This window comes from Brevundimonas sp. (assembly GCF_030704825.1).
In the GTDB taxonomy this organism is placed as follows: Bacteria; Pseudomonadota; Alphaproteobacteria; order Caulobacterales; family Caulobacteraceae; genus Brevundimonas.
Map to the genome: position 1 here is coordinate 1 of NZ_JAUYNX010000019.1, position 18,254 is coordinate 18,254.

General features: G+C 70.8%; 14 protein-coding genes and 1 pseudogene. 8 read left to right on the forward strand and 7 right to left on the reverse strand.

Going from position 1 to position 18,254, the window contains the following annotated elements; all coding sequences use genetic code 11:
- Positions 1-350: 350 nt before the first annotated feature.
- Together Q8Q71_RS10475 and argF are read left to right on the forward strand one after the other, a co-directional pair.
- Positions 351-1,547 (forward strand): aspartate aminotransferase family protein, encoded by a 1,197-nt coding sequence (locus Q8Q71_RS10475; protein WP_305759537.1) that lies wholly within the window; start codon positions 351-353, stop codon positions 1,545-1,547.
- The gene (argF, locus tag Q8Q71_RS10480; RefSeq protein WP_305759550.1) at positions 1,544-2,464 is read left to right on the forward strand and encodes an ornithine carbamoyltransferase; all 921 of its coding nucleotides are present in this window, start codon (positions 1,544-1,546) and stop codon (positions 2,462-2,464) included. The genes Q8Q71_RS10475 and argF overlap by 4 nt, the downstream gene beginning before the upstream one ends.
- 8 nt (positions 2,465-2,472) lie before the next feature.
- On the opposite strand, the gene Q8Q71_RS10485 is transcribed toward argF, so the two are convergent.
- On the reverse strand, positions 2,473-2,679 hold the full coding sequence (locus Q8Q71_RS10485; RefSeq protein ID WP_305759538.1) for a hypothetical protein: 207 nt from the start codon (positions 2,677-2,679) through the stop codon (positions 2,473-2,475).
- A gap of 214 nt (positions 2,680-2,893) precedes the next feature.
- Between Q8Q71_RS10485 and Q8Q71_RS10490 the strand changes: the two genes are divergently transcribed.
- From Q8Q71_RS10490 to Q8Q71_RS10500, 3 genes are all read left to right on the forward strand, one after another.
- On the forward strand, positions 2,894-5,710 hold the full coding sequence (locus Q8Q71_RS10490) for a hypothetical protein (protein ID WP_305759539.1): 2,817 nt from the start codon (positions 2,894-2,896) through the stop codon (positions 5,708-5,710).
- 124 nt (positions 5,711-5,834) lie between these two features.
- Positions 5,835-6,758 carry a sulfite exporter TauE/SafE family protein gene (locus Q8Q71_RS10495; RefSeq protein WP_305759540.1) on the forward strand — a complete coding sequence of 308 codons (924 nt, stop codon included), beginning with the start codon at positions 5,835-5,837 and terminating at the stop codon, positions 6,756-6,758.
- Positions 6,755-7,564: a TIGR02186 family protein gene (locus Q8Q71_RS10500; protein WP_305759541.1), complete on the forward strand. Its 810-nt coding sequence runs from the start codon at positions 6,755-6,757 to the stop codon at positions 7,562-7,564. Before Q8Q71_RS10495 ends, Q8Q71_RS10500 begins: the two co-directional genes overlap by 4 nt.
- A gap of 33 nt (positions 7,565-7,597) precedes the next feature.
- Here Q8Q71_RS10500 and hisC read toward each other — a convergent pair whose 3' ends face one another.
- Genes hisC through Q8Q71_RS10515 form a run of 3 tightly spaced genes read right to left on the reverse strand, consistent with a single transcriptional unit; the run spans position 7,598 to position 10,441 of the window.
- On the reverse strand, positions 7,598-8,704 hold the full coding sequence (hisC, locus tag Q8Q71_RS10505) for a histidinol-phosphate transaminase (protein WP_305759542.1): 1,107 nt from the start codon (positions 8,702-8,704) through the stop codon (positions 7,598-7,600).
- A gap of 16 nt (positions 8,705-8,720) precedes the next feature.
- Positions 8,721-9,404 carry a hypothetical protein gene (locus tag Q8Q71_RS10510; RefSeq protein ID WP_305759543.1) on the reverse strand — a complete coding sequence of 228 codons (684 nt, stop codon included), beginning with the start codon at positions 9,402-9,404 and terminating at the stop codon, positions 8,721-8,723.
- Positions 9,404-10,441: a DUF2125 domain-containing protein gene (locus Q8Q71_RS10515; protein WP_305759544.1), complete on the reverse strand. Its 1,038-nt coding sequence runs from the start codon at positions 10,439-10,441 to the stop codon at positions 9,404-9,406. Before Q8Q71_RS10515 ends, Q8Q71_RS10510 begins: the two co-directional genes overlap by 1 nt.
- A gap of 220 nt (positions 10,442-10,661) precedes the next feature.
- On the opposite strand from Q8Q71_RS10515, the gene Q8Q71_RS10520 reads away from it, so the two are divergent.
- Complete coding sequence (locus tag Q8Q71_RS10520) at positions 10,662-11,096, forward strand: VOC family protein (RefSeq protein WP_305759545.1); 435 nt, start codon at positions 10,662-10,664, stop codon at positions 11,094-11,096.
- On the opposite strand, the gene Q8Q71_RS10525 is transcribed toward Q8Q71_RS10520, so the two are convergent.
- On the reverse strand, positions 11,093-13,795 hold the full coding sequence (locus Q8Q71_RS10525) for an ATP-dependent DNA helicase (protein ID WP_371315951.1): 2,703 nt from the start codon (positions 13,793-13,795) through the stop codon (positions 11,093-11,095). The genes Q8Q71_RS10520 and Q8Q71_RS10525 overlap by 4 nt on opposite strands.
- A gap of 229 nt (positions 13,796-14,024) precedes the next feature.
- Between Q8Q71_RS10525 and Q8Q71_RS10530 the strand changes: the two genes are divergently transcribed.
- Complete coding sequence (locus tag Q8Q71_RS10530) at positions 14,025-16,568, forward strand: ligase-associated DNA damage response DEXH box helicase (RefSeq protein ID WP_305759547.1); 2,544 nt, start codon at positions 14,025-14,027, stop codon at positions 16,566-16,568.
- A complete protein-coding gene (pdeM, locus tag Q8Q71_RS10535) occupies positions 16,565-17,296 on the forward strand; it encodes a ligase-associated DNA damage response endonuclease PdeM (protein ID WP_305759548.1) in 732 nt (243 codons plus the stop codon). Before Q8Q71_RS10530 ends, pdeM begins: the two co-directional genes overlap by 4 nt.
- Here pdeM and Q8Q71_RS10540 read toward each other — a convergent pair.
- Positions 17,235-18,005, reverse strand: a complete 771-nt coding sequence (locus tag Q8Q71_RS10540; RefSeq protein ID WP_305759549.1) for a 1-acyl-sn-glycerol-3-phosphate acyltransferase — start codon at positions 18,003-18,005, stop codon at positions 17,235-17,237. The two genes, pdeM and Q8Q71_RS10540, sit on opposite strands and share 62 nt — an antisense overlap.
- Before the next feature lies 1 nt (position 18,006).
- Positions 18,007-18,254 (reverse strand): annotated as a pseudogene (locus tag Q8Q71_RS10545) (YdcF family protein); the annotation flags it as partial.

The following is an 18,254-nucleotide window of genomic DNA, read 5'->3' on the forward strand; positions in this document are numbered from 1 at the left end:
CACCAGAAGCCCGCCCCCGTCGGCTTGCGTGAACCGGTCGCGCGGAGCGCAGGCGGCGACGCCGAAAACTCCTCACCGGTCCCCGTAACGCGAAAGCAGGGGGCCACATCACGGTTCCGGGCCGACCCGCCCGCGCTCCGCACCTCCCCACCACTTTCCGGCCCCCGGCCGGAGAGGGCTTCAGCCTGCGCGAAGCGCCAGGCCGCGTCGGGAGGTCCCGAAGGGCCGACGACCGCGGCCCAGCAAGATGTTGACTAACCCCGCCCCCCGGCCGACAAGGCCTGACCCTTTTTCAAGCGGTCCCGGCGCTCTCCAGCGGCGGGGCCGTCTCGCTTTTGGAGGTCTGATCCGTGTCCACTGAACATCTGATGGGTGTCTACAACCGCGCGCCGCTGGAGGTGGATCGCGGCCAGGGCGCGCGTCTGTGGGCGAAGGACGGGACCGAATACCTCGACTGCGTCATGGGCATTTCGACCAACGCCCTCGGCCACGCCCATCCGGTCCTCGTCCAGGCCGTCAAGGACCAGGCCGAAAAGCTCTGGCACGTGTCCAACATCTTCAAGATTCCGGGGCAGGAGGCCCTCGCCGACGCCCTGTGCGAAAAGTCCTTCGCCGACGTGGTCTTCTTCACCAACTCGGGGACCGAGGCGGTGGAATGCGCGCTGAAGACGGCGCGGAAGTATCACTCGGCCAACGGCCAGCCTGAGCGGATCGACATCTACGGCTTCGACGGCTCGTTCCACGGCCGCACGTACGGCGCCATCAACGCCGCCGCCAACCCGAGCTACACCAACGGCTTCGGCCCGCCGATGGAAGGCTTCCACCAGCTGGTCTGGGGCGACCGCGAGGCGCTGGAAGCGGCGTTCCGCAGCCCGACCACGGCCGCGATCATCCTCGAGCCGGTGCAGGGCGAGGGCGGCTGCCGCGCCACCCCGGACGAGGACCTGCGCTGGATGCGCCAGATGGCCGACGACAACGGCGTCCTGATCATCTTCGACGAGGTCCAGTGCGGCATGGGCCGGACCGGCAGGCTCTGGGCCCACGAATGGGCCGGCATGACGCCCGACATCATGGCCATCGCCAAGGCCCTGGGCGGCGGCTTCCCGGTCGGCGCCTGCCTCGCCACGACAAAGGCGGCCTCGGGCATGACGGTGGGCGTGCACGGCTCGACCTTCGGCGGCAATCCCCTGGCCATGGCCGTCGGCCAGGCCGCCTTCGCCGAAATCTCGAAACCGGAGACCCTGGCCCACGTCAACGAGATCGCCGGCTATCTGAAGCAGCAGCTGCACGGCCTGGCCCAGCGCTTCCCCGACATCATCGTCGAGGTGCGGGGCAAGGGCCTGCTGATGGGGATGAAGCTGATTCCCAACAACCGCGAATTCATGGGCTGGGCTCGCGACGAGGCGCAACTGCTGGTCGCCGGCGGCGGCGACAATCTGGTGCGCATCCTGCCGCCGCTGAACCTGACCCTCGAGGAGGCCCGCGAGGCCGTCGAACGGCTGGAGCGCACCTGCGAATTCGCCCGCGGCAAGCTGGCGGCGGCCTGATCATGACCCGCCACTTCCTCGACCTCTACAAGCTGGACGCCGAAGAGCTTCGCGCCATCCTCGACGACGCCCACGCCCGCAAGGCCGCGCGCAAGGGCTGGCCGAAGGGCCGCGTCGACGCCGACGCCCCGGCGAAGGATCGCGTGCTGGCGATGATCTTCGAGAAGAACTCGACCCGCACCCGCTTCAGCTTCGACGCCGCCATCCGCCAGCTGGGCGGGGCCTCGATCATCGCCAACGCCGGCGACATGCAGCTGGGGCGGGGCGAGCCGGTCGAGGACACGGCCCGGGTCCTGTCGCGCATGGTCGACGCGGTGATGATCCGCGCCAACGATCACGAGGACGTCGAACGCTTCGCCCGCGTCTCGACCGTGCCGGTGATCAACGGCCTGACCGACCGCTCGCACCCGTGCCAGATCCTCGCCGACATCATGACCATCGAGGAGGCCCGCGGGCCGATCGCGGGCAAGACCATCGCCTGGGTCGGGGACGGCAACAACGTCTGCCACAGCTTCATCCACGCGGCGCCGAAACTGGGCTTCCACCTCAACGTCGCCTGTCCGGCCGACTATCATCCCGACCTGCACGACCTGGCCCGGGGCGGCAATCACGTCACCCTGACGGCCGATCCGCGCGAGGCCGTGGCCGGCGCCGACGTGGTGGTCACCGACACCTGGGTGTCGATGGGCGACGGCGACTACGAGGCCCGCCTCGAAGCCTTCGAGGGCTATGGCGTCGACGGCGCCCTGATGGACGCCGCCGCGGGAGACGCGGTCTTCCTCCACTGCCTGCCCGCCCACCGCGGCGAGGAGGTCACCGACGCCGTCATCGACGGCCCGCGCTCGCTGGTCTGGGACGAGGCCGAAAACCGCATCCACGCCCAGAAGGCCGTTCTGGCATGGTGCTTCGCGGGCTGATCCTGGTCTCAGTAGGCCCGCTGCGGCACGCCCAGCAGGGTTCCGACATGGATCGCCAGGATGAACACCGCGGCGCCCGCCAGCAGCATGACGAACCGCCAGGGGATCATGCGGACGCCGCGCCTCGGATCCCACGGCCGCGAGCCGCGCCAGCCCGCGAACACCGCCAGGGCCAGGGCCGCGACGATCAGGGCGAGGGTCAGGTTCAGGCTCATCGGCGCGAGGTGGCCCGGCCGCCGCCCCGGCGCAAGTCCGAACCCTTTCCGGGCCGTTAATCTTTACCCGTCATTAACACCTCGGGCCTGAGACTCTCAGGATGCGGGCTTTCCACAGGAAGATGGGAGGGCCGCTACATCTTGGGGTTAACCACGCGTTTACACGCATCATCTTGGCGTCTAGCGTTCGACAAGTAGGTCGGGAGGCGAATCAGTGAGCGCAGCCGCGCCGTGGAGCGTGAAGGGCATCGAGCCCAAGGCGCGCGAGATCGCCAAGGACCTCGCCCGTCGCTCCGGCATGACGCTGGGCGAGTGGCTGAACACCATCATCATGGAGGACGGCGACGACGACGAGGGCGGCTTCACGCCCCTGTCCCGCCGCGCCCATGCCGCCGACAGCATCGATCGCCGCGGCCGCAGCCGCCGCGTCGAGGACGCCTACGGCGGCGGCGACGACCCGCTGCAGCGCCTCGGGGCGTCGATCGACGCGATCGCCGCGCGGCTGGAAGCCGCCGAGCGCCGCTCGACCATCGCCATCCAGGGGGTCGACCAGGCCGTCTCGGGCCTGGTGCGCCGTCTGGAAAACCAGGACCAGACGGGCAAGGCCTATGGCCGCCGCATCGACGACATCGCCGAGGAGTTGCGCGAGGGTCACAAACGCCTGCGCCGCTTCGAGCAGGAGGTCGGCCCCCAGACCGCCGAGACCTTCGGCAAGGTCGAGACCACCATGGGGGCCCTGGCGAGCCGCCTGTACGACATCGAGGAACGCCAGCGCAGGGGCGCCAATGAGCTGCGCCAGCGCATGGAGGCGGTCGAAAAGGCCGCCGGTCCCGGCGTCGGGTCGGAGCTGCTGGCCCAGGTCGGACAGCGACTGGACCAGGCGCAGGGGCGGACGACCGAAGCCCTGCGCGGGCTCGAGCGCTCCTTCGCCGGACTGGACCAGCGTCTGCGCGCCGCCGAGGCGCGGGTCGAACCCGAGGGCGTGCGCGAGGCCGCCCGTTTCGAAAAGCTGGCCGAGACCCTGTCGCGCTCGGTCGAGGCCAACCGCGCCGAGATGATGCGACGGCTGGACACGGCCGAAACCGAGGGCCGGATGGACCGGATCGAGCGCGCGGTGCTCTCGATCGGCGACCAGGTCAAGGCGTCCGAGGAGCGTTCCGCCAAGGCGGTCGAGGCCATGGGCCGGGAAGTCCTGCGCATCGCCCAGAACCTGAACGGGCGCGTCCAGGCTATCGAGACCGAGACGCCCGCACGCTTCGATCAGCTGAGCCGCAAGGTCGAGACCGACATGGGCCGGTTCGCCCAGGGCATCGAGCAACGGCTGACCGCCACCGACGATCGCCACGCCCTGGCGCTGGAGAAGCTGGGCGGCGAGATCACCCGCATCTCCGACCGGCTGAGCGAACGCATCGCCCAATCCGAGCGCCGCTCCCAGCAGGCCCTCGAGGACATCAGCCGACGGCTGATCGACAGCTCGAGCCGGATCGAGCAGCACTATGACCGCGCCTCGGGCGAACTGGCCGAGCGGATGCGGATGTCGGAGGAGCGAACGGCGGCCCTGATCGCCGAGGCGCGCGACAATATCGACCGGCGGGCAGAACCGCCTCGGGCGACGCCGGCCGCTGCGGTCGACGCCGACTGGCGCGCCGCGGCCTTCCCGGACACGGCCTTTCCTGACGCCCCGTTCTCCGACACGGTCTTCGACGATCCGGTCTACGCCGAGCAGCAGGCATGGTCCGCCGACCTCGCCCCGCCGGATGCGGAGGCCGCTGTTGCGTCCGGTGAAGCCTTGAGCGCCGACGCCGTCTTCGACGCCGTCATGCGCGGTCCTCGGGCCGACGCCGAGCCGGGAGCGCCGGTCGCGTCGGCTCCTTTCGGCAGTCGCCCGGCCGCGACGTCGCTGGCCGATGAGATCGGCGCCGCGCCCCAGGTCCCGGGCTTCGCCCCGCCCCCGTTCGAGCCGGCGCCGACAGAGCGGCCGGCGCCCTCCGCGTTCGGCCAGGGCTTCGGCGGCGCCGATGTCTCGGATGCGCTGAAAGCGACCGCGCTCGGCGCCGGCGACATCGGCGCATTTGATGCTGGCCAGGACGAGTTCGCCGGCGAAACCGATTTCGTCGACCCTCGCGCCCTGCGCGCGGCCGCCGCCCAGGGCCGCGCCTCGTCGACGCGACAGACCATCGACGCGGCGCGCGCCGCCATGGCCGCGCCCGCCGAGGAGGCGCCGGCCCGTTCGGGCTTCGGTCTGAAACGTGGCGGCAAGTCCCGGCTGCAGGAACGGCTGGACAAGCAGGCGGCCAAGGACGGCGGCACGGTTCGCAAGGCCCTGGGGGCCTCGGCCATCGCGATCCTGCTCACCGCGGGCGGGGCCTATGCGACCGGTCAGTTGACGGGCTCGGGCCTGACCATTCCCGGCCTTCCGGGCGGAGACGCGGCGGAGGCCCGGCCTATCGCGGCCCTGGCCGTGGCGCCGATGGAGGCCACGACGGTCGATCCTAAGCGCGGGGCCGACCTGTACCGACAGGCGATCGAACTGCTGGACGCGGATGACGCCGCCGGGATCGAGACGCTGAAACAGGCCGCCGCGAGCGGCCATGCCCCGGCCCAGCTGCATCTGGCCGGCCTCTATCAGGAGGGCGAGAAGGGTCTGGCCGCGAATCCGCCGGAAGCCCGCGTCTGGGCGCGAATGGCGGCGGATGGCGGCGACGCCCGGGGCATGCACGCCTACGGCATGTATCTGTTCGACGGCGTCGGCGGAGCGCGGGACCGGGGCGAAGCCCTGGAATGGCTGAAGCGGGCGGCGGAACGCGGCCTGGTCGACAGCCAGTACAATGTCGCCAAGCTGTACGAGACCGGGGACGAGGACATCCAGCCCGACCTGGCCGAGGCCTACAAATGGTACCTGATCGCCGCCCGCGCGGGCGACGTCGACGCCCAGGCAGCGGTCGAGCGTCTGCGTGCAACGGTTCCGGCCGCGGCGCGCGGCAAGGCCCGGGCCGAAGCCGACCGTTTCCAGGTCGAACCGCTCGCGTGAAACGATACGGTCCAGCTTTTCTGGTGCATCGGGTGGCGGGGGCCGTCCGGTGGGTCTAGGACACCAACACTTCCATCGTCGCCTCACCGGCGCCTAGCCTCAGTTCCAGCCGAAGGCGCGTCCTTTGGATATCTATCTGCCGATCGCCGAGGTTTCGGTGAACTGGCCGCTCCTGGTTCTGCTGGGCGCGACGGTCGGATTCGTGTCCGGACTGTTCGGCATCGGCGGCGGTTTCCTGATGGCCCCGATCCTGATCTTTCTCGGCATTCCGCCCTCGGTGGCGGTGGCCAGCCAGGCCAGCCACGTCGTCGCCTCCTCGACCTCGGGCGTCATCAGCTACACCAGCCAGAAGGCGGTCGACTACCGCATGGGCGGGGTCATGGCGGCGGGCGGCGTGATCGGCGCGCTGCTGGGCGTCGAACTGTTCCGCTATCTGCGTCTGCTCGGCCAGGCGGACCTGGCCGTGGCCCTGGCCTATCTGCTGTTTCTCGGCGCCATCGGCACCCTGATGCTGTACGAGAGCCTCGGCCAGATCCTGCGGAGGGTGCGCGGCGAGGTGGTTCCCCACAAGGAACGCCGTCGCCCGCTGTGGCTGTACGGCCTGCCGCTGAAGATGCGCTTTCCCCGTTCGGGCCTTTACATCAGCGCCATTCCGCCGTTTGCGCTCGGTGCCTTCGCCGGTGTGTTGTCGGCCATCATGGGGGTGGGCGGCGGTTTCATCCTCGTTCCCGCGATGCTGTATGTGCTGCGCATGAAGGCGGGGGTGGTGGTCGGCACCAGCCTGTTCCAGATCATCGTCGTCACGGCCATGACCACCATCCTCCAGGCCGGCCGCAACCAGACCGTCGACATCGTGCTATCGACCATCCTGCTGCTGGGCGGGGTCGTGGGGGCCCAGTATGGCGCCCGCCTGTCGGGCCGGTTCCGGGCCGAGGAGTTGAGGGCGGTGCTGGGGCTGATCGTGCTGCTGGTCGGCATCCAGATGGGCCTGGAGCTGTTCGTGCGCCCGTCCGACCTGTTCGCCTTTGCGCCGGGGGTGCCTGAATGATCCAGGCGCTGCCCCCGCCGCCGCCGCCCGTCGCTGCGCCCGCGCCGGAACGGTCGGCCGCCACCATGGACCAGGTCCGCGTCGCCGCCGCCCTGACCGACGCCCGGGTTATGGTCGACTCCAGTTTCCGCGGCGCCTCGATCATCCTCTATGGCGCGGTCTTCAATCCGACCGACCGGCCCGCCGATGTGGTGGTGGTGGTGCGCGGTCCGGACGGTCCCGTGCGTCTGGTCAAGAAGACCCGGAACCTCGGCGTCTGGCTCAACAGCCGCCCGGTGCTGTTCGAAGGGGCACCGGGGTTCTACATGACCGCCTCGACCCGCCCCCTGTCCGACATCGCCGACTTCGGCCAGCTGCGGCGGCTGGGGGTGGGGGTCGACCACCTGCGCATCAACGCTCCGCAGGAGAGCCGCACCGTCACCCGCTACGGCGTCAGGGACGTGGTCGTCAGCCGGCTGGGCGAGGATTATCTCGACTACCGTCGCGCCGTGATCCGGCTGCGCGAGGCGGCGGCGCTGTACAATACCGACCCGGACGGGGTGGAGTTCGTCGACGCAGGTCTGTTCCGCGCCGAGCTGGAGTTGCCCGCCGTGGCCCCGACCGGCCAGTATTTCGCCGAGGTCTGGCTGTTCCAGGACGGCGAGCCGGCGTCGGTTTCCAACCTGACCCTGACGGTCGAGAAGGTCGGCATCGAACGCGATATCTTCGAGCTCGCGCACCGGCGGCCGTGGAGCTACGGCATGCTGTGCGTGTTGCTGGCGGCCTTCACGGGGTGGGCGGCGAGCCGGCTGTTCCGGCGGGACTGAGGCGACCGCCCGGCCCCATACTGGCCCGGGGCCTCAGGTCGCGGCGAACTCGCTCAGGGCGTCGATCACCGCCCGGTTCTGGTCTTCGGTGCCGACGGTGATCCGCAGACAATCGGGCAGGCCGTAGCCGCCGACCGGGCGGACGATGATCCCCTTCGAATTCAGATAGTCATTGGCGGCGGCGGCGTTTCGCTTCTCGTCGGGGAAGCGGACCAGAACGAAATTGCCGGCCGAGGGGAAGACGTCGAAGCCGAAGCCCCTGATGGCCTGGGTCAGGCGCGGCCGCCAGGCGTGGACCAGGTCGCGCGAGGCCGTCTGGTGCGCCTCGTCGCCCAGGGCGGCGACGGCGGCTTCGATGCCGGGCACCGAGACGTTGAACGGCAGACGGATGCGGTCCACCGCCTCGGCCACCTTCAGCGGCGCGTATCCGAAGCCGATGCGCAGGCCGCCCAGGCCATGGATCTTGGAGAAGGTGCGCGTGACCACGATGTTGTCGGCGCCGCGAGCCAGGGGGAAACTGGTCTCCCAGTCGGGCTCGGAGACGAACTCGGCATAGGCCTCGTCGATGACCAGCAGGACGTGGGGCGGGAGGCTCGCGTGCAGGCGGCGGGTTTCCTCGGCGGTGTTGTAGCTGCCGGTCGGGTTCGAGGGGCTGGAGATGTAGACCAGCTTCGTCCGCTCATCGACCTGCTCCAGCAGGGCGTCGACCTCGGCCTTGAAGCCCGGTTCGGGGGCCAGTTTCACCTCGGCCTGGTTGGCCTTGGCCGAGATGCGGTAGGCGAGGAAGCCGTACTGGCCGGTGACGATGTTGTCGCCTGGCGTCAGGTAGCACTGGTTCAGCAGGGCGAAGACTTCGTCCGAGCCGTTGCCGAAGATCAGACGCTCGGGCTCGAGCCCGTGGTGGTCGGCGACGGCGGCGCGCAGCTTCATGGCCCGGCCGTCCGGGTACATATGGATATGATCCGCGGCCGCGGCGAAGGCTTCGCGGGCCTTCTCGCCGGCGCCGAGAGCGTTCTCGTTGGACGACAGCTTCATCGGCTCGGCCACGCCCTCGATGCGCGACTTGCCGCCGACATAGGGAGCTATGTCGAGGATGCCGGGCTTGGGCGCGGGACCCTGGGGCGCGGGCGCGTCGGTCATGGAACGGTCCTCGAGGTCAGAACTGGGGGGCGGCGCCGATGACGCCGCCGAGGCTGCCGGGCGCGGATGCGAGCCGCCCGTCCTCGGCCTGCACATAGCCCGCGAGCATGAACAGCTTCAAGCCGCCCGCCGCGATCAGCGGATCGGCGGCCAGGCCGGCGGCGCCCAGGGCCTGGACGATGCGGGCGTTCGGGGCGGGGCTGTCCGTGACCCAGAAGGTGCGGTCGTCGCCCGTGGGGCCGGATTGCGCCCGTTGTATCATCAGGGCGCGCGGGACGCCGTGGCGGTCGTCGGGCAGGGCGGCGACGACCCGCAGGTCGGGCTCCGCCAGCAGCCGTCCCCACCAGGCCGTGGCGGCCGTCACGTCCATCAGGGCGCGGGCCCCGTCGCGGACCGCCGCCAGCGCCTGCTCAGGCCCGGCGACGGCTCGGGCGACCAGGCCGAAGCGGTCGGCGGCGAGCGTCTGGCTGGCGGGTCCCCAGACGACCAGCGGGGGCCGATGGACCGCGTCGATCCGGCCGAGGACGGCGCGGGCGGCCGAAGCCTCGGGAGGCGACAGCCCGTCGAGGAGATCGCGCATGGCGATGGCGTCGGCGTCGGGCGTCGGGCGGGGCCCGGCGGCCAGACGCGCCCGCACCGCTTCCATCACCGCCCGGTCAAGGGCCAGTCGCCCGGCGTCGGCTTCCGGTTCGACCAGCATCAGAACAGCTTCGGCGCCGGGGCCAGGGCGAAGGGCCCCAGCCAAGTGCGGCCGTCGCGGAACCGGATGACCAGATCGACGCCCCGGTCGCCGGAAACGGCAGTCGCTGCGGCGGCTCCCGCCGCGCCCAGCCGGTTGACGGCCCCGGACCGCGACCGGGCCAGGCCGGCGATGGCGGCGCCGGGCCGTTCGGCGCGCAGGGCGACCTCCCCCTGCAGCCGGCCTTCAGCGTCGGCGGACAGGGCGGCGCTTTCGATACGAGCGCGGCTGTCGCCGGCTTCCAGTTCGCCCTTGATGGCGGTGAAGCGACCTCCGGACGCCGTCCAGGCGGCGAAGACCCCGGCGCTGTCCATGCCGCTCAGGCGGCTGGCGTTGAGGACGGTGCCTTCGATCCGGGCGGTCAAACGGCCCTGCCGGGTGGCCCCCTCGACCGGACCGCCGGGACGGCCCCGGGCGTCGATGAGATTGAAGGCCACGTCCATCCCGTCCGTGGCGGCGGGGCCGCCGGTCAGGTGCGGACGGACGTTGAGCAGGATCCGTTCGGCCGAGGCGATGGGGAAGGGCTCGGCGTCCCGGTGGGCGGTGAAGGTCGGGCGGATCAGCTCGACGCGCAGGTCGGGGAAACGCTCGCGCAGATGGCTCACGCTCAGCCGCAGGCCGTCGCCGTCGATCCCGACCTTGCCCTTGTCGGCGCGGGTCAGGGTCAGGCCGTCGGGGGCGATCACCACCCAGCGGTCGGGGTTGTAAGCATTGGCCTCGGCGATCAGTTCGGGCGCGGCTATGCCGTGGCCCGAGGGGGCCAGGATGTCGGCGTGCGGGATCGACACCCTCGCCCGGAAGGGCCAGCCGGTGATGGTGCGCGAGGCATGGCTGATGCGCCAACCGTCCTGCCGCAGGGCCGCGACCCGGGCGTCCAGCCGCGTCTCGATCTGGGTGGTCAGGTAGAACCACCAGCCCGTCCAGGCGGCCAGCAGCACGCCCACGATCAGGAAGGGGGCCAGCAGGCCGCGGCGGCTGTGGCGGGGGGCGGCGGTCATCGAGGCTCCGGCAAAACGGGTCTGAACAGTTCGAAACGTCTGAAACCCGGAACCGGGCCGAAAAAACAGTCTATAGCGTCTACTGCGTCTACTTCTCCGCACCCCCGATCGCCCAGCGGCGACGATATGGTGAAGCCGTTCCCGCGGAGCAAGTCGGAACGCGCGGGAACGGCGCCCTGCGCCTGTCGTTTTGTCGAGGTTCACAACGCGGGAGCCCGGGATGGAAACGCAGTCGCTGCATCGGGGTCGGCTGATCGACCACATCCAACTGGTCGTGAAGGACCTGGACGTCACGCGTCGGTTCTATGACGCGGTGTTCGAGGCGCTGGGCGTGCCGCTGGGGGGCGAGGGCGACAGCTTTTTCTGGGTCGACGAGCTGTTCATCTCCACCGCCGACAGCGAGGCGGCGGCGGGCAAGCTGACCGGGCGGCATCACCTGGCCTTCCAGGCGCAGGACCGGGCGATGGTGGATGCGTTTCACAAGGCCGGATGCGCGGCGGGCGGCAAGGATAACGGCGCACCCGGCGAACGGCCGTACCATCCCGGCTACTACGCCGCCTTCCTGCTGGATCCCGACAGCAACAACATCGAGGCGGTGTTCCACGGCGAGGCCGAGCGGTCGGCGAAGAGCGTCGAGATCACGTTCGAGGGTTAGTCCGCCGACTCCGGCTTGAGGAAGCTCTCCACCAGCTCCACCGCCCCGGCCAGACCCATGCGCTGGACTTCCACGCCCGGCGGCAGGCTGGCGAACAGGCGGGTCGGGGCGGCGGCGTCCAGCATGACGAAGACTCCCTTGTCGTCGGCGCGGCGGATCAGCCGGCCGAAGGCCTGGGCCATGCGGGCGCGGGCGAGGGCGTCGTCGAAATTGCGTCCCCCGGCGCCCTCGCCGCCGAAGCGCAGGCGGCGCGCCTTGTGCAGCAGGTCGGGGCGCGGCCACGGGACGCGGTCGAAGGCGAGGATGCGCAGGGACCGGCCCGGCACATCGACCCCGTCCCGAACCGCATCGGTGCCCAGCAGGCAGCTGTCCTGTTCGGCGCGGAAGACATCGACCAGGGCGCCGACCTCCAGCGGATCGACGTGCTGGGCGTAGAGGGGGATGCCCTGTTTCGCCAGGTCCGGACCCAGCCGCTCATAGACCGCCTTCAACCGGCGGATGGCGGTGAACAGGCCGAGGCCTCCGCCGCCGGCCGCGAGGAAGAGTTCGCGCATGGCCGCGGCGGTCTGGCGCGTGTCGTCCTTGATCAGATCGTTGACGACGATGACCCGGCTGTTGGCGGCGTAGTCGAACGGGCTTTCGACCTTCAGTGTCCGGGCGGGTTCGATCAGCCGCGCCGAGCCGGTGCGCAGCCGGGCCATGTCGAACGGATCGTCCGAATTCGGATCGGACAGGGTGGCGCTGGTCACCAGCACGCCGTGGGCCGGCATGATCACCGCGGCCTCCAGCGGCACGGTCGGGTCGATCCAGTGGCGGCGCAGGGCCACGTCCATGATGCGGCCGAAGGCGGCCTCGGCGGACAGCCAGTCGAGGAAGTCCGGGTCCGGTTCATCCGACGAGACCTCCAGCGCCGCCAGCATCGAGCGCCAGCCGGGCAGGGTCATGCGGGCGCGCCGGTCGAGGCCGCGCAGGGCGCCTTCGATGCGGGCGCGCGACGCGCCGTCCAGTTCCGAGGCTTCGTCGTCAAGGATGTCTTCCAGATGCCGTGACAGGGCCAGCAACGGCGCCTCGACGGCGGCCAGGGCCTGGGCGGCTTCGCGGGCGGCCTCCATCACCGGTTCGGTGACCGGATGCAGCGAGCATTCCATGCCGAATTCGGTCCCGCTGCCCGAGGCGTTCTCCGATGTCCGTGCCCGCAGCTGTTCCAGCGCCGCCAGCAGGAAGCGTTCGATCGGCCCGACCGGATTGACCTCGCCCGACGCCGGGGCGATGCGGCCGGACACGCCCTCGCCGGGCAGCTGGGCGGCGGCGCGCACGGCGTCCTGCAGCGCCCTGGTCGCCGCCTCGTTGTCGGCGCACAGGTCGCCGAGCCGCTGTTCCAGACCGCGCCCGCGTCGGCCGCGGCCCTCGGGCCCGCGCAGCCAGCGGCGCAGTTCGGCGGCCTCCTGCCCCGACAGGCAGGCCGAGAAGGCGCTGTCGGCGGCGTCGAACAGATGGTGGCCCTCGTCGAAGACGATGCGCTTCAGCGCCGCCGTCTCGCCGTCCTGTTTCAGCCCGCGCGCCGACCGGGCGCCGTCGAAGGCGGCCTGGGTCATGACGAGGGCGTGGTTGGCGACGACCAGATCGGCCCGGCGGCTGGCCCGAATGGTCTTCTCGACGAAACAGCTGCGGTAGTGGGGGCAGGCGGCGTGGACGCATTCGCCGCGCCGGTCGACGAGGTTGGCGGCGCTGGCCTGATGGCTGGGCCCTGTCGCGAACAGGCCGGGCAGCCAGCCGGGATAGTCGCCGCCGGTCATGTCGCCGTCGCGGCTGTGCATGGCCCATCGGCTGGCCAAGGCCATGCCGATCAGGTCGCCGTTCCCGAGTTGGGCCGCCTGAACCATCTCCTGCAGATTCAGCAGGCAGAGGTAGTTTTCGCGCCCTTTGCGGACGACGGTCTTCTTTTTCCGTTCGACCGGGTCGGGCCACAGGGCGGCGCTCTCGCGGTCGATCTGACGCTGCAGGGCGCGGGTGTAGGTCGAGACCCAGGCGGCGCCCTGATTGCGCTCGGCCCACAGGCTGGCGGGGGCGAGATAGCCGAGGGTCTTGCCGGTCCCGGTGCCGGCCTCGGCCAGCAGGAAGCGGGGACGGCCCTCCTCGTTGCGGGGCGAGAAGGCGTAGGCGGCCTCGGCGGCGTAGTCGGACTGGGTCGGGCGGGTCTCGTCGAGTCCCGAGGCCTGAAGCAGCTTCTCGAGGCGGATGCGGGCGGATTCGGAATCGACGGGGGCCGAGCCGGCCTCGCCGCGCGGCGCCTCGTCCTCCCATTCCGGCAGGCGCGACCAGACGTCGAGCCCGCTGCCGCGATGCTGGCGGTCCCGGACCGGATGGTGCTGCAAAGCGCCCGAGACGCGCCACGCCCACGACCAGCCGGCGCGGCCCAGCGTCTCGGCCAGGGTGAAGGCGGCCTCGCGATCCGGATAGGCCGGGTCCGCCAGTTCGCGCAGCAGGCCGTCGGCGGCGTGGCGCAAGGCCTCGGCCTGGGCCTCCGCCCCCTTCGGCTCGCTCATGCCCATGGCCAGGGCCAGGCCGCTGGGCGAGGGCGCGCAGAAGCGGGCGGGACGGACGAAGGCGAACAGCTCCAGCACGTCCAGCAGCTCGGCCGAGCGCGGCGGCGGGGCGATTCCGAGACGGCGCGCGGTCAGGCTGGCGTGGGCGACCATGACCGGGGCGGTGGTGAAGGCGCCCTCGGCCGCGCCGCGCCCGATCCGGCGCGGACCCTCGGAGTCGCAGATCGCGCCCGCGCCCGGCGGGATAGCGAGCGCCGGCGGCAGGGCCAGCCACGGCTCGGCGCCGGTGAGGGCCGCGGAAGAGGTGAGGGAGTCGACGGACACGACCGATAGATAGCCGTTCCGCAGGTGAAACGGAACGGGAACATGCTATAGGCGCGATGTGACGCCGCCGCCCGCTCCTGCAACGCTCTCGCCCCTGTTCGCCGACTGGTTCGCGTCGCGCGGCTGGTCGCCGCGTCGGCATCAGCTTGAGATGATCGCGGCGGCCGAGGCCGGGTCGCACGCCCTGCTGGTCGCGCCGACCGGGGGCGGCAAGACGCTGGCGGGGTTCCTGCCGTCGCTGGTCGAACTGGCGGAACGGGGGCCGCGGCCGGCGTTCGGGCCGGGCAGCGGAGTCCACACCCTGTATCTGTCGCCGCTGAAGGCGTTGACCACAGACGTCGAGCGCAACCTGATGACGCCGATCCGCGAGATCGGGCTGAACATCCATGTCGAGAGCCGCACGGGCGACACCAAACAGTCGAAGAAGGCGCGGCAGCGCGAGTTTCCGCCCGACATCCTGCTGACCACCCCGGAACAGCTGGCCCTGTTCTGCGCCTGGGACGGGGCGCGGGCGTATTTCGCCGACCTGAAATGCGTCGTGCTGGACGAGGTGCATGCGATCTGGAGCGGCAAGCGGGGGGATCTGCTGTCGCTGGGTCTGGGGCGGCTGCAACAGTTCGCGCCGGGGATGCGGCGGGTGGCCCTGTCGGCGACGGTGGACGATCCGGAGATGATCGCGGACTGGCTGAAGCCGGGAAATCCTCTCCCGATGGGGGCAGATCAGGTCACCATCGTCCGCGGCGATCCCGGCGCGCCGCCGGTGGTGGATGTGCTGGTCAGCGAGGGTCACGTCCCGTGGGCGGGGCATACCGGCCAGCACGCCATCCCCGAGGTCTACGACGCCATCCGCCGCTCGGGGATGACGCTCATCTTCGTCAACACCCGCTGGCAGGCCGAGTTCGTCTTCCAGTCGCTGTGGGCCATCAACGACGACGACCTGCCCATCGCCCTGCACCACGGCTCGCTGGCGGCCGAGCAGCGGCGCAAGGTCGAGGCGGCGATGGCGCGGGGCGACCTAAGGGCCGTGGTCTGCACCTCGACCCTGGACCTCGGAATCGACTGGGGCGACGTCGACCTGGTGATCCAGCTGGCGGCGCCCAAGGGGGCCTCGCGGTTGGTGCAGCGCATTGGCCGGGCCAACCACCGGCTGGACGAGCCCTCGCGCGCCCTGATGGTGCCGGCCAGCCGGTTCGAGATGCTGGAATGCCAGGCCGCGCGCGAGGCGGTGGCCGAGAACGCCTTTGACTGGGAGCCGGTGCACACCGGCACGCTCGACACCCTGGCCCAGCACGTCATGGGCTGCGCCTGTTCCGAGCCGTTCGTCATGGATGATCTGTATGCGGAGGTTACGGGCTGCGAGCCTTATCGCGGCCTGATGTACGCACAGTTCGAGGAGGTGGTCGATCTGGTCGCCACCGGCGGCTACGCCCTGCGCACCTATGAGCGGTTCGCGCGGATCGTGCGGACGCAGGACGGCAAATGGAAGGTCCGCAACGCCCAGACGGCGCAGCGGCACCGGATGAACGTGGGGACGATCGTGGCGGCGGCGACGCTGAATGTGCGGATCGCCTCGCGTCGCGGCGGCGCCTCGAAACAGCTGATCGGCGGCCGCAAGGTGGGCGAGGCCGAGGAGAACTATTTCGAACAGATGTCGCCGGGCGACACCTTCGTCTTCGCCGGCCAGGTCTGGGCCTTCCAGGGGATCAACGGGATGGACGCCCTCGTCACCCACGCCCAGGACAGGGACCCGAAGATCCCCTCATGGGGCGGGTCGAAATTCCCCATGTCGACCTCGCTGGCCGACCGGGTGCGGGCCATGATCCAGGACCGCGACCACTGGCGCGTCCTGCCGCCCGACGTGCAGGAATGGCTGGAGCTTCAGGAGACGCGCTCGGTCATACCAGACGCCGGGACCCTGCTGGTCGAGACCTTCCCGCGCGGCTCGCGGCATTTCCTCGTCGCCTATCCGTTCGAGGGCGGGTTGGCGCATGGGACCCTGTGCATGCTGCTGACACGGCGGCTGGACCGGCTGGGGATCGGGCCGCTGGGCTTCGTCTGCACCGACTATTCGCTGGCCATCTGGTCGATCCGGCCGATGGACGGGCTGGACCTCGACCGGCTGTTCGAGTCCGACATGCTGGGCGACGATCTGGAGAGCTGGCTGGCCGAGAGCTTCATGATGAAGCGCAGCTTCCGCAATTGCGCCCTGATCTCGGGTTTGATCGAGAAGCGCCAGCCGGGGACCGAGAAGACCGGCCGGCAGGTGACCTTTTCGACCGACCTGATCTACGACGTGCTCCGCCGCCACCAGCCCGACCATCTGCTGCTGAAGACTGCCCGCGCCGATGCGGCCGCGGGCCTGTTGGACGTGGCGCGGCTGGGCCAGCTGCTGGCGCGCATCCAGGGCCATATCAAACATGTGCCGCTCGAACGGCCGTCGCCCTTCTGCGTGCCGGTGCTGGTGCAGATCGGGCGCGAGCGGGTCGGCGGCGGGCAGGCGGCGGAGATGATCCTCGACGCCAGCGCCTGGGGCTTCGGCGAGGCCGAGCTGATCGCCGAGGTGATGGCGGATGCGCCGGCGTTCGCGGAGTCGGCCTCATGAACGCCGCCCTGAGGCAGGCCCTGGCCCCGGCGCGCTGCCCCAGCGGCGGCCTGCGGGTCCATATCGAGGGCGAGCCCTGCGTGCTGCGCTGTTCGGGCGCGCTGTGGGTGGTGAACCACCGGACCCTGATCGCGGCCGACCTGCATCTGGAGAAGGGCTCGGCCTTCGCCGCCCGCGGCCAGATGCTGCCGCCCTACGACAGCCGCGCCACCCTCGACCGGCTGGAGGCCGAGATCGACGCCCTGCAGCCGGCGGCGGTCGTTTTGCTCGGCGACAGCTTTCACGACGCGGCGTCGGTGGGCCGGATGGCGGCGGACGACAAGGCGCGGCTGGACCGGCTGGCGGCGGGCCGCGACTGGATCTGGCTGGAGGGCAATCACGACATCGCCGCCCTAGCCGGGGCCATGGACGATCTGGTCGGCGAGGTGGTGGAGACGATGGCGCTGGGCTCGCTGCGCCTGATCCACGAACCGCAGGCCGGCGTCCGGCCGGGCGAGATCGCGGGCCACTTGCACCCGGCGGCGCGGGTGGCGGCCTATGGGCGGGGCGTGCGCCGGCCGTGCTTCGTCACCGACGGCCGGCGCGCGATTCTGCCGGCGTTCGGAGCCTTCACGGGCGGGCTGGACGTGCGCGACCCGGCCATCGCGGGCCTGTTCGCGGAGCCGCCTATGGCCGCGGCCCTGGGACGGGCCCGCGTGCATGCGCTGGCGTGGGAATCTCTGCGATAGGGTCTCGCGCCAACAGGGCGTTCGACGCCCCCTCGATCCGCTCTTCGAGCTGGCTCATGAACTCCGCCCGTTTCAGCCCTGCGGGGATCGCCGGCAGGAACTCATAGACCACCATCCCCGGATAGCGCCGGAAGCCGTGGGCCGGCCAGTGGACGCCCGAGTTGGTGGCGATCGGGGTGCAGGGGCAGTCGAGGTCGCGGTAGAGGGCGGCGATGCCGGGTTTGTAGTCGGGGGTGGCTCCGACGGGCGCGCGGGTGCCTTCGGGGAAGATCAGAATCTGCCGGCCTTCGGCGAAGCGGTCGCGGGCCTGACGCACCATGGCCTTGAGCGCCTTGGCATGGGCCGAGCGATCGACCGCGATCATCCTGGTCTTGACCGCGAACCAGCCGAAGAAGGGCAGGGGGGCCAACTCCTGCTTCATGATGAAACAATTGTCGGGCAGGACCGCGAACGGGGCGATGACGTCCAGCATTGACTGGTGTTTGCCGGCGATCAGGCTGGCCCCGACCGGCAAATGTTCCAGACCCCGGAACTCGACCTTGATCCCGGCGACCCAGCGCAGGCCGAACAGGACGCAGCGGGCCCAGTTGCGGATCACCCACATGGCCGGGCGATAGGACATCAGCAGGGCCGGAGACAGGCCGACGGCGAACACCATCAGCGACAGATAGAGCCAGGCGACAAAGGCCAGCGACCGCAGGGTTGTCACCTCAGGCGGCCTTTTCAGTCGGAGTGTCGGCGGCGGCTTCGCTTGCGGCCGGGCGTCCGCCGCCGACCGAGGCGCGGGCAAGGGCGGTGAGATATTTCATATATTCCAAAGTCATCCGCCGAGCGGTGACGGCGGCCTTCCACCAGCGGGAATTGTCCAGCGACGGGGTCTCGACAGCATAGGGCGTCAGTTCGACACCGGGGGCGGCGGCGCGGATCTCGGTCAGGGCGCGGGGCATGTGATAGTCCG

Excerpts from the sequence above, each read along its gene's own strand:
- hisC (WP_305759542.1), bottom strand. The coding sequence starts at position 8,704 with ATGACCGACGCGCCCGCGCCCCAGGGTCCCGCGCCCAAGCCCGGCATC.
- pdeM (WP_305759548.1), top strand. The coding sequence starts at position 16,565 with ATGAACGCCGCCCTGAGGCAGGCCCTGGCCCCGGCGCGCTGCCCCAGC.
- Q8Q71_RS10500 (WP_305759541.1), top strand. The coding sequence starts at position 6,755 with ATGATCCAGGCGCTGCCCCCGCCGCCGCCGCCCGTCGCTGCGCCCGCG.
- Q8Q71_RS10485 (WP_305759538.1), bottom strand. The coding sequence starts at position 2,679 with ATGAGCCTGAACCTGACCCTCGCCCTGATCGTCGCGGCCCTGGCCCTG.
- Q8Q71_RS10515 (WP_305759544.1), bottom strand. The coding sequence starts at position 10,441 with ATGACCGCCGCCCCCCGCCACAGCCGCCGCGGCCTGCTGGCCCCCTTC.
- Q8Q71_RS10525 (WP_371315951.1), bottom strand. The coding sequence starts at position 13,795 with ATGGTCGCCCACGCCAGCCTGACCGCGCGCCGTCTCGGAATCGCCCCG.
- Q8Q71_RS10510 (WP_305759543.1), bottom strand. The coding sequence starts at position 9,404 with ATGCTGGTCGAACCGGAAGCCGACGCCGGGCGACTGGCCCTTGACCGG.
- Q8Q71_RS10520 (WP_305759545.1), top strand. The coding sequence starts at position 10,662 with ATGGAAACGCAGTCGCTGCATCGGGGTCGGCTGATCGACCACATCCAA.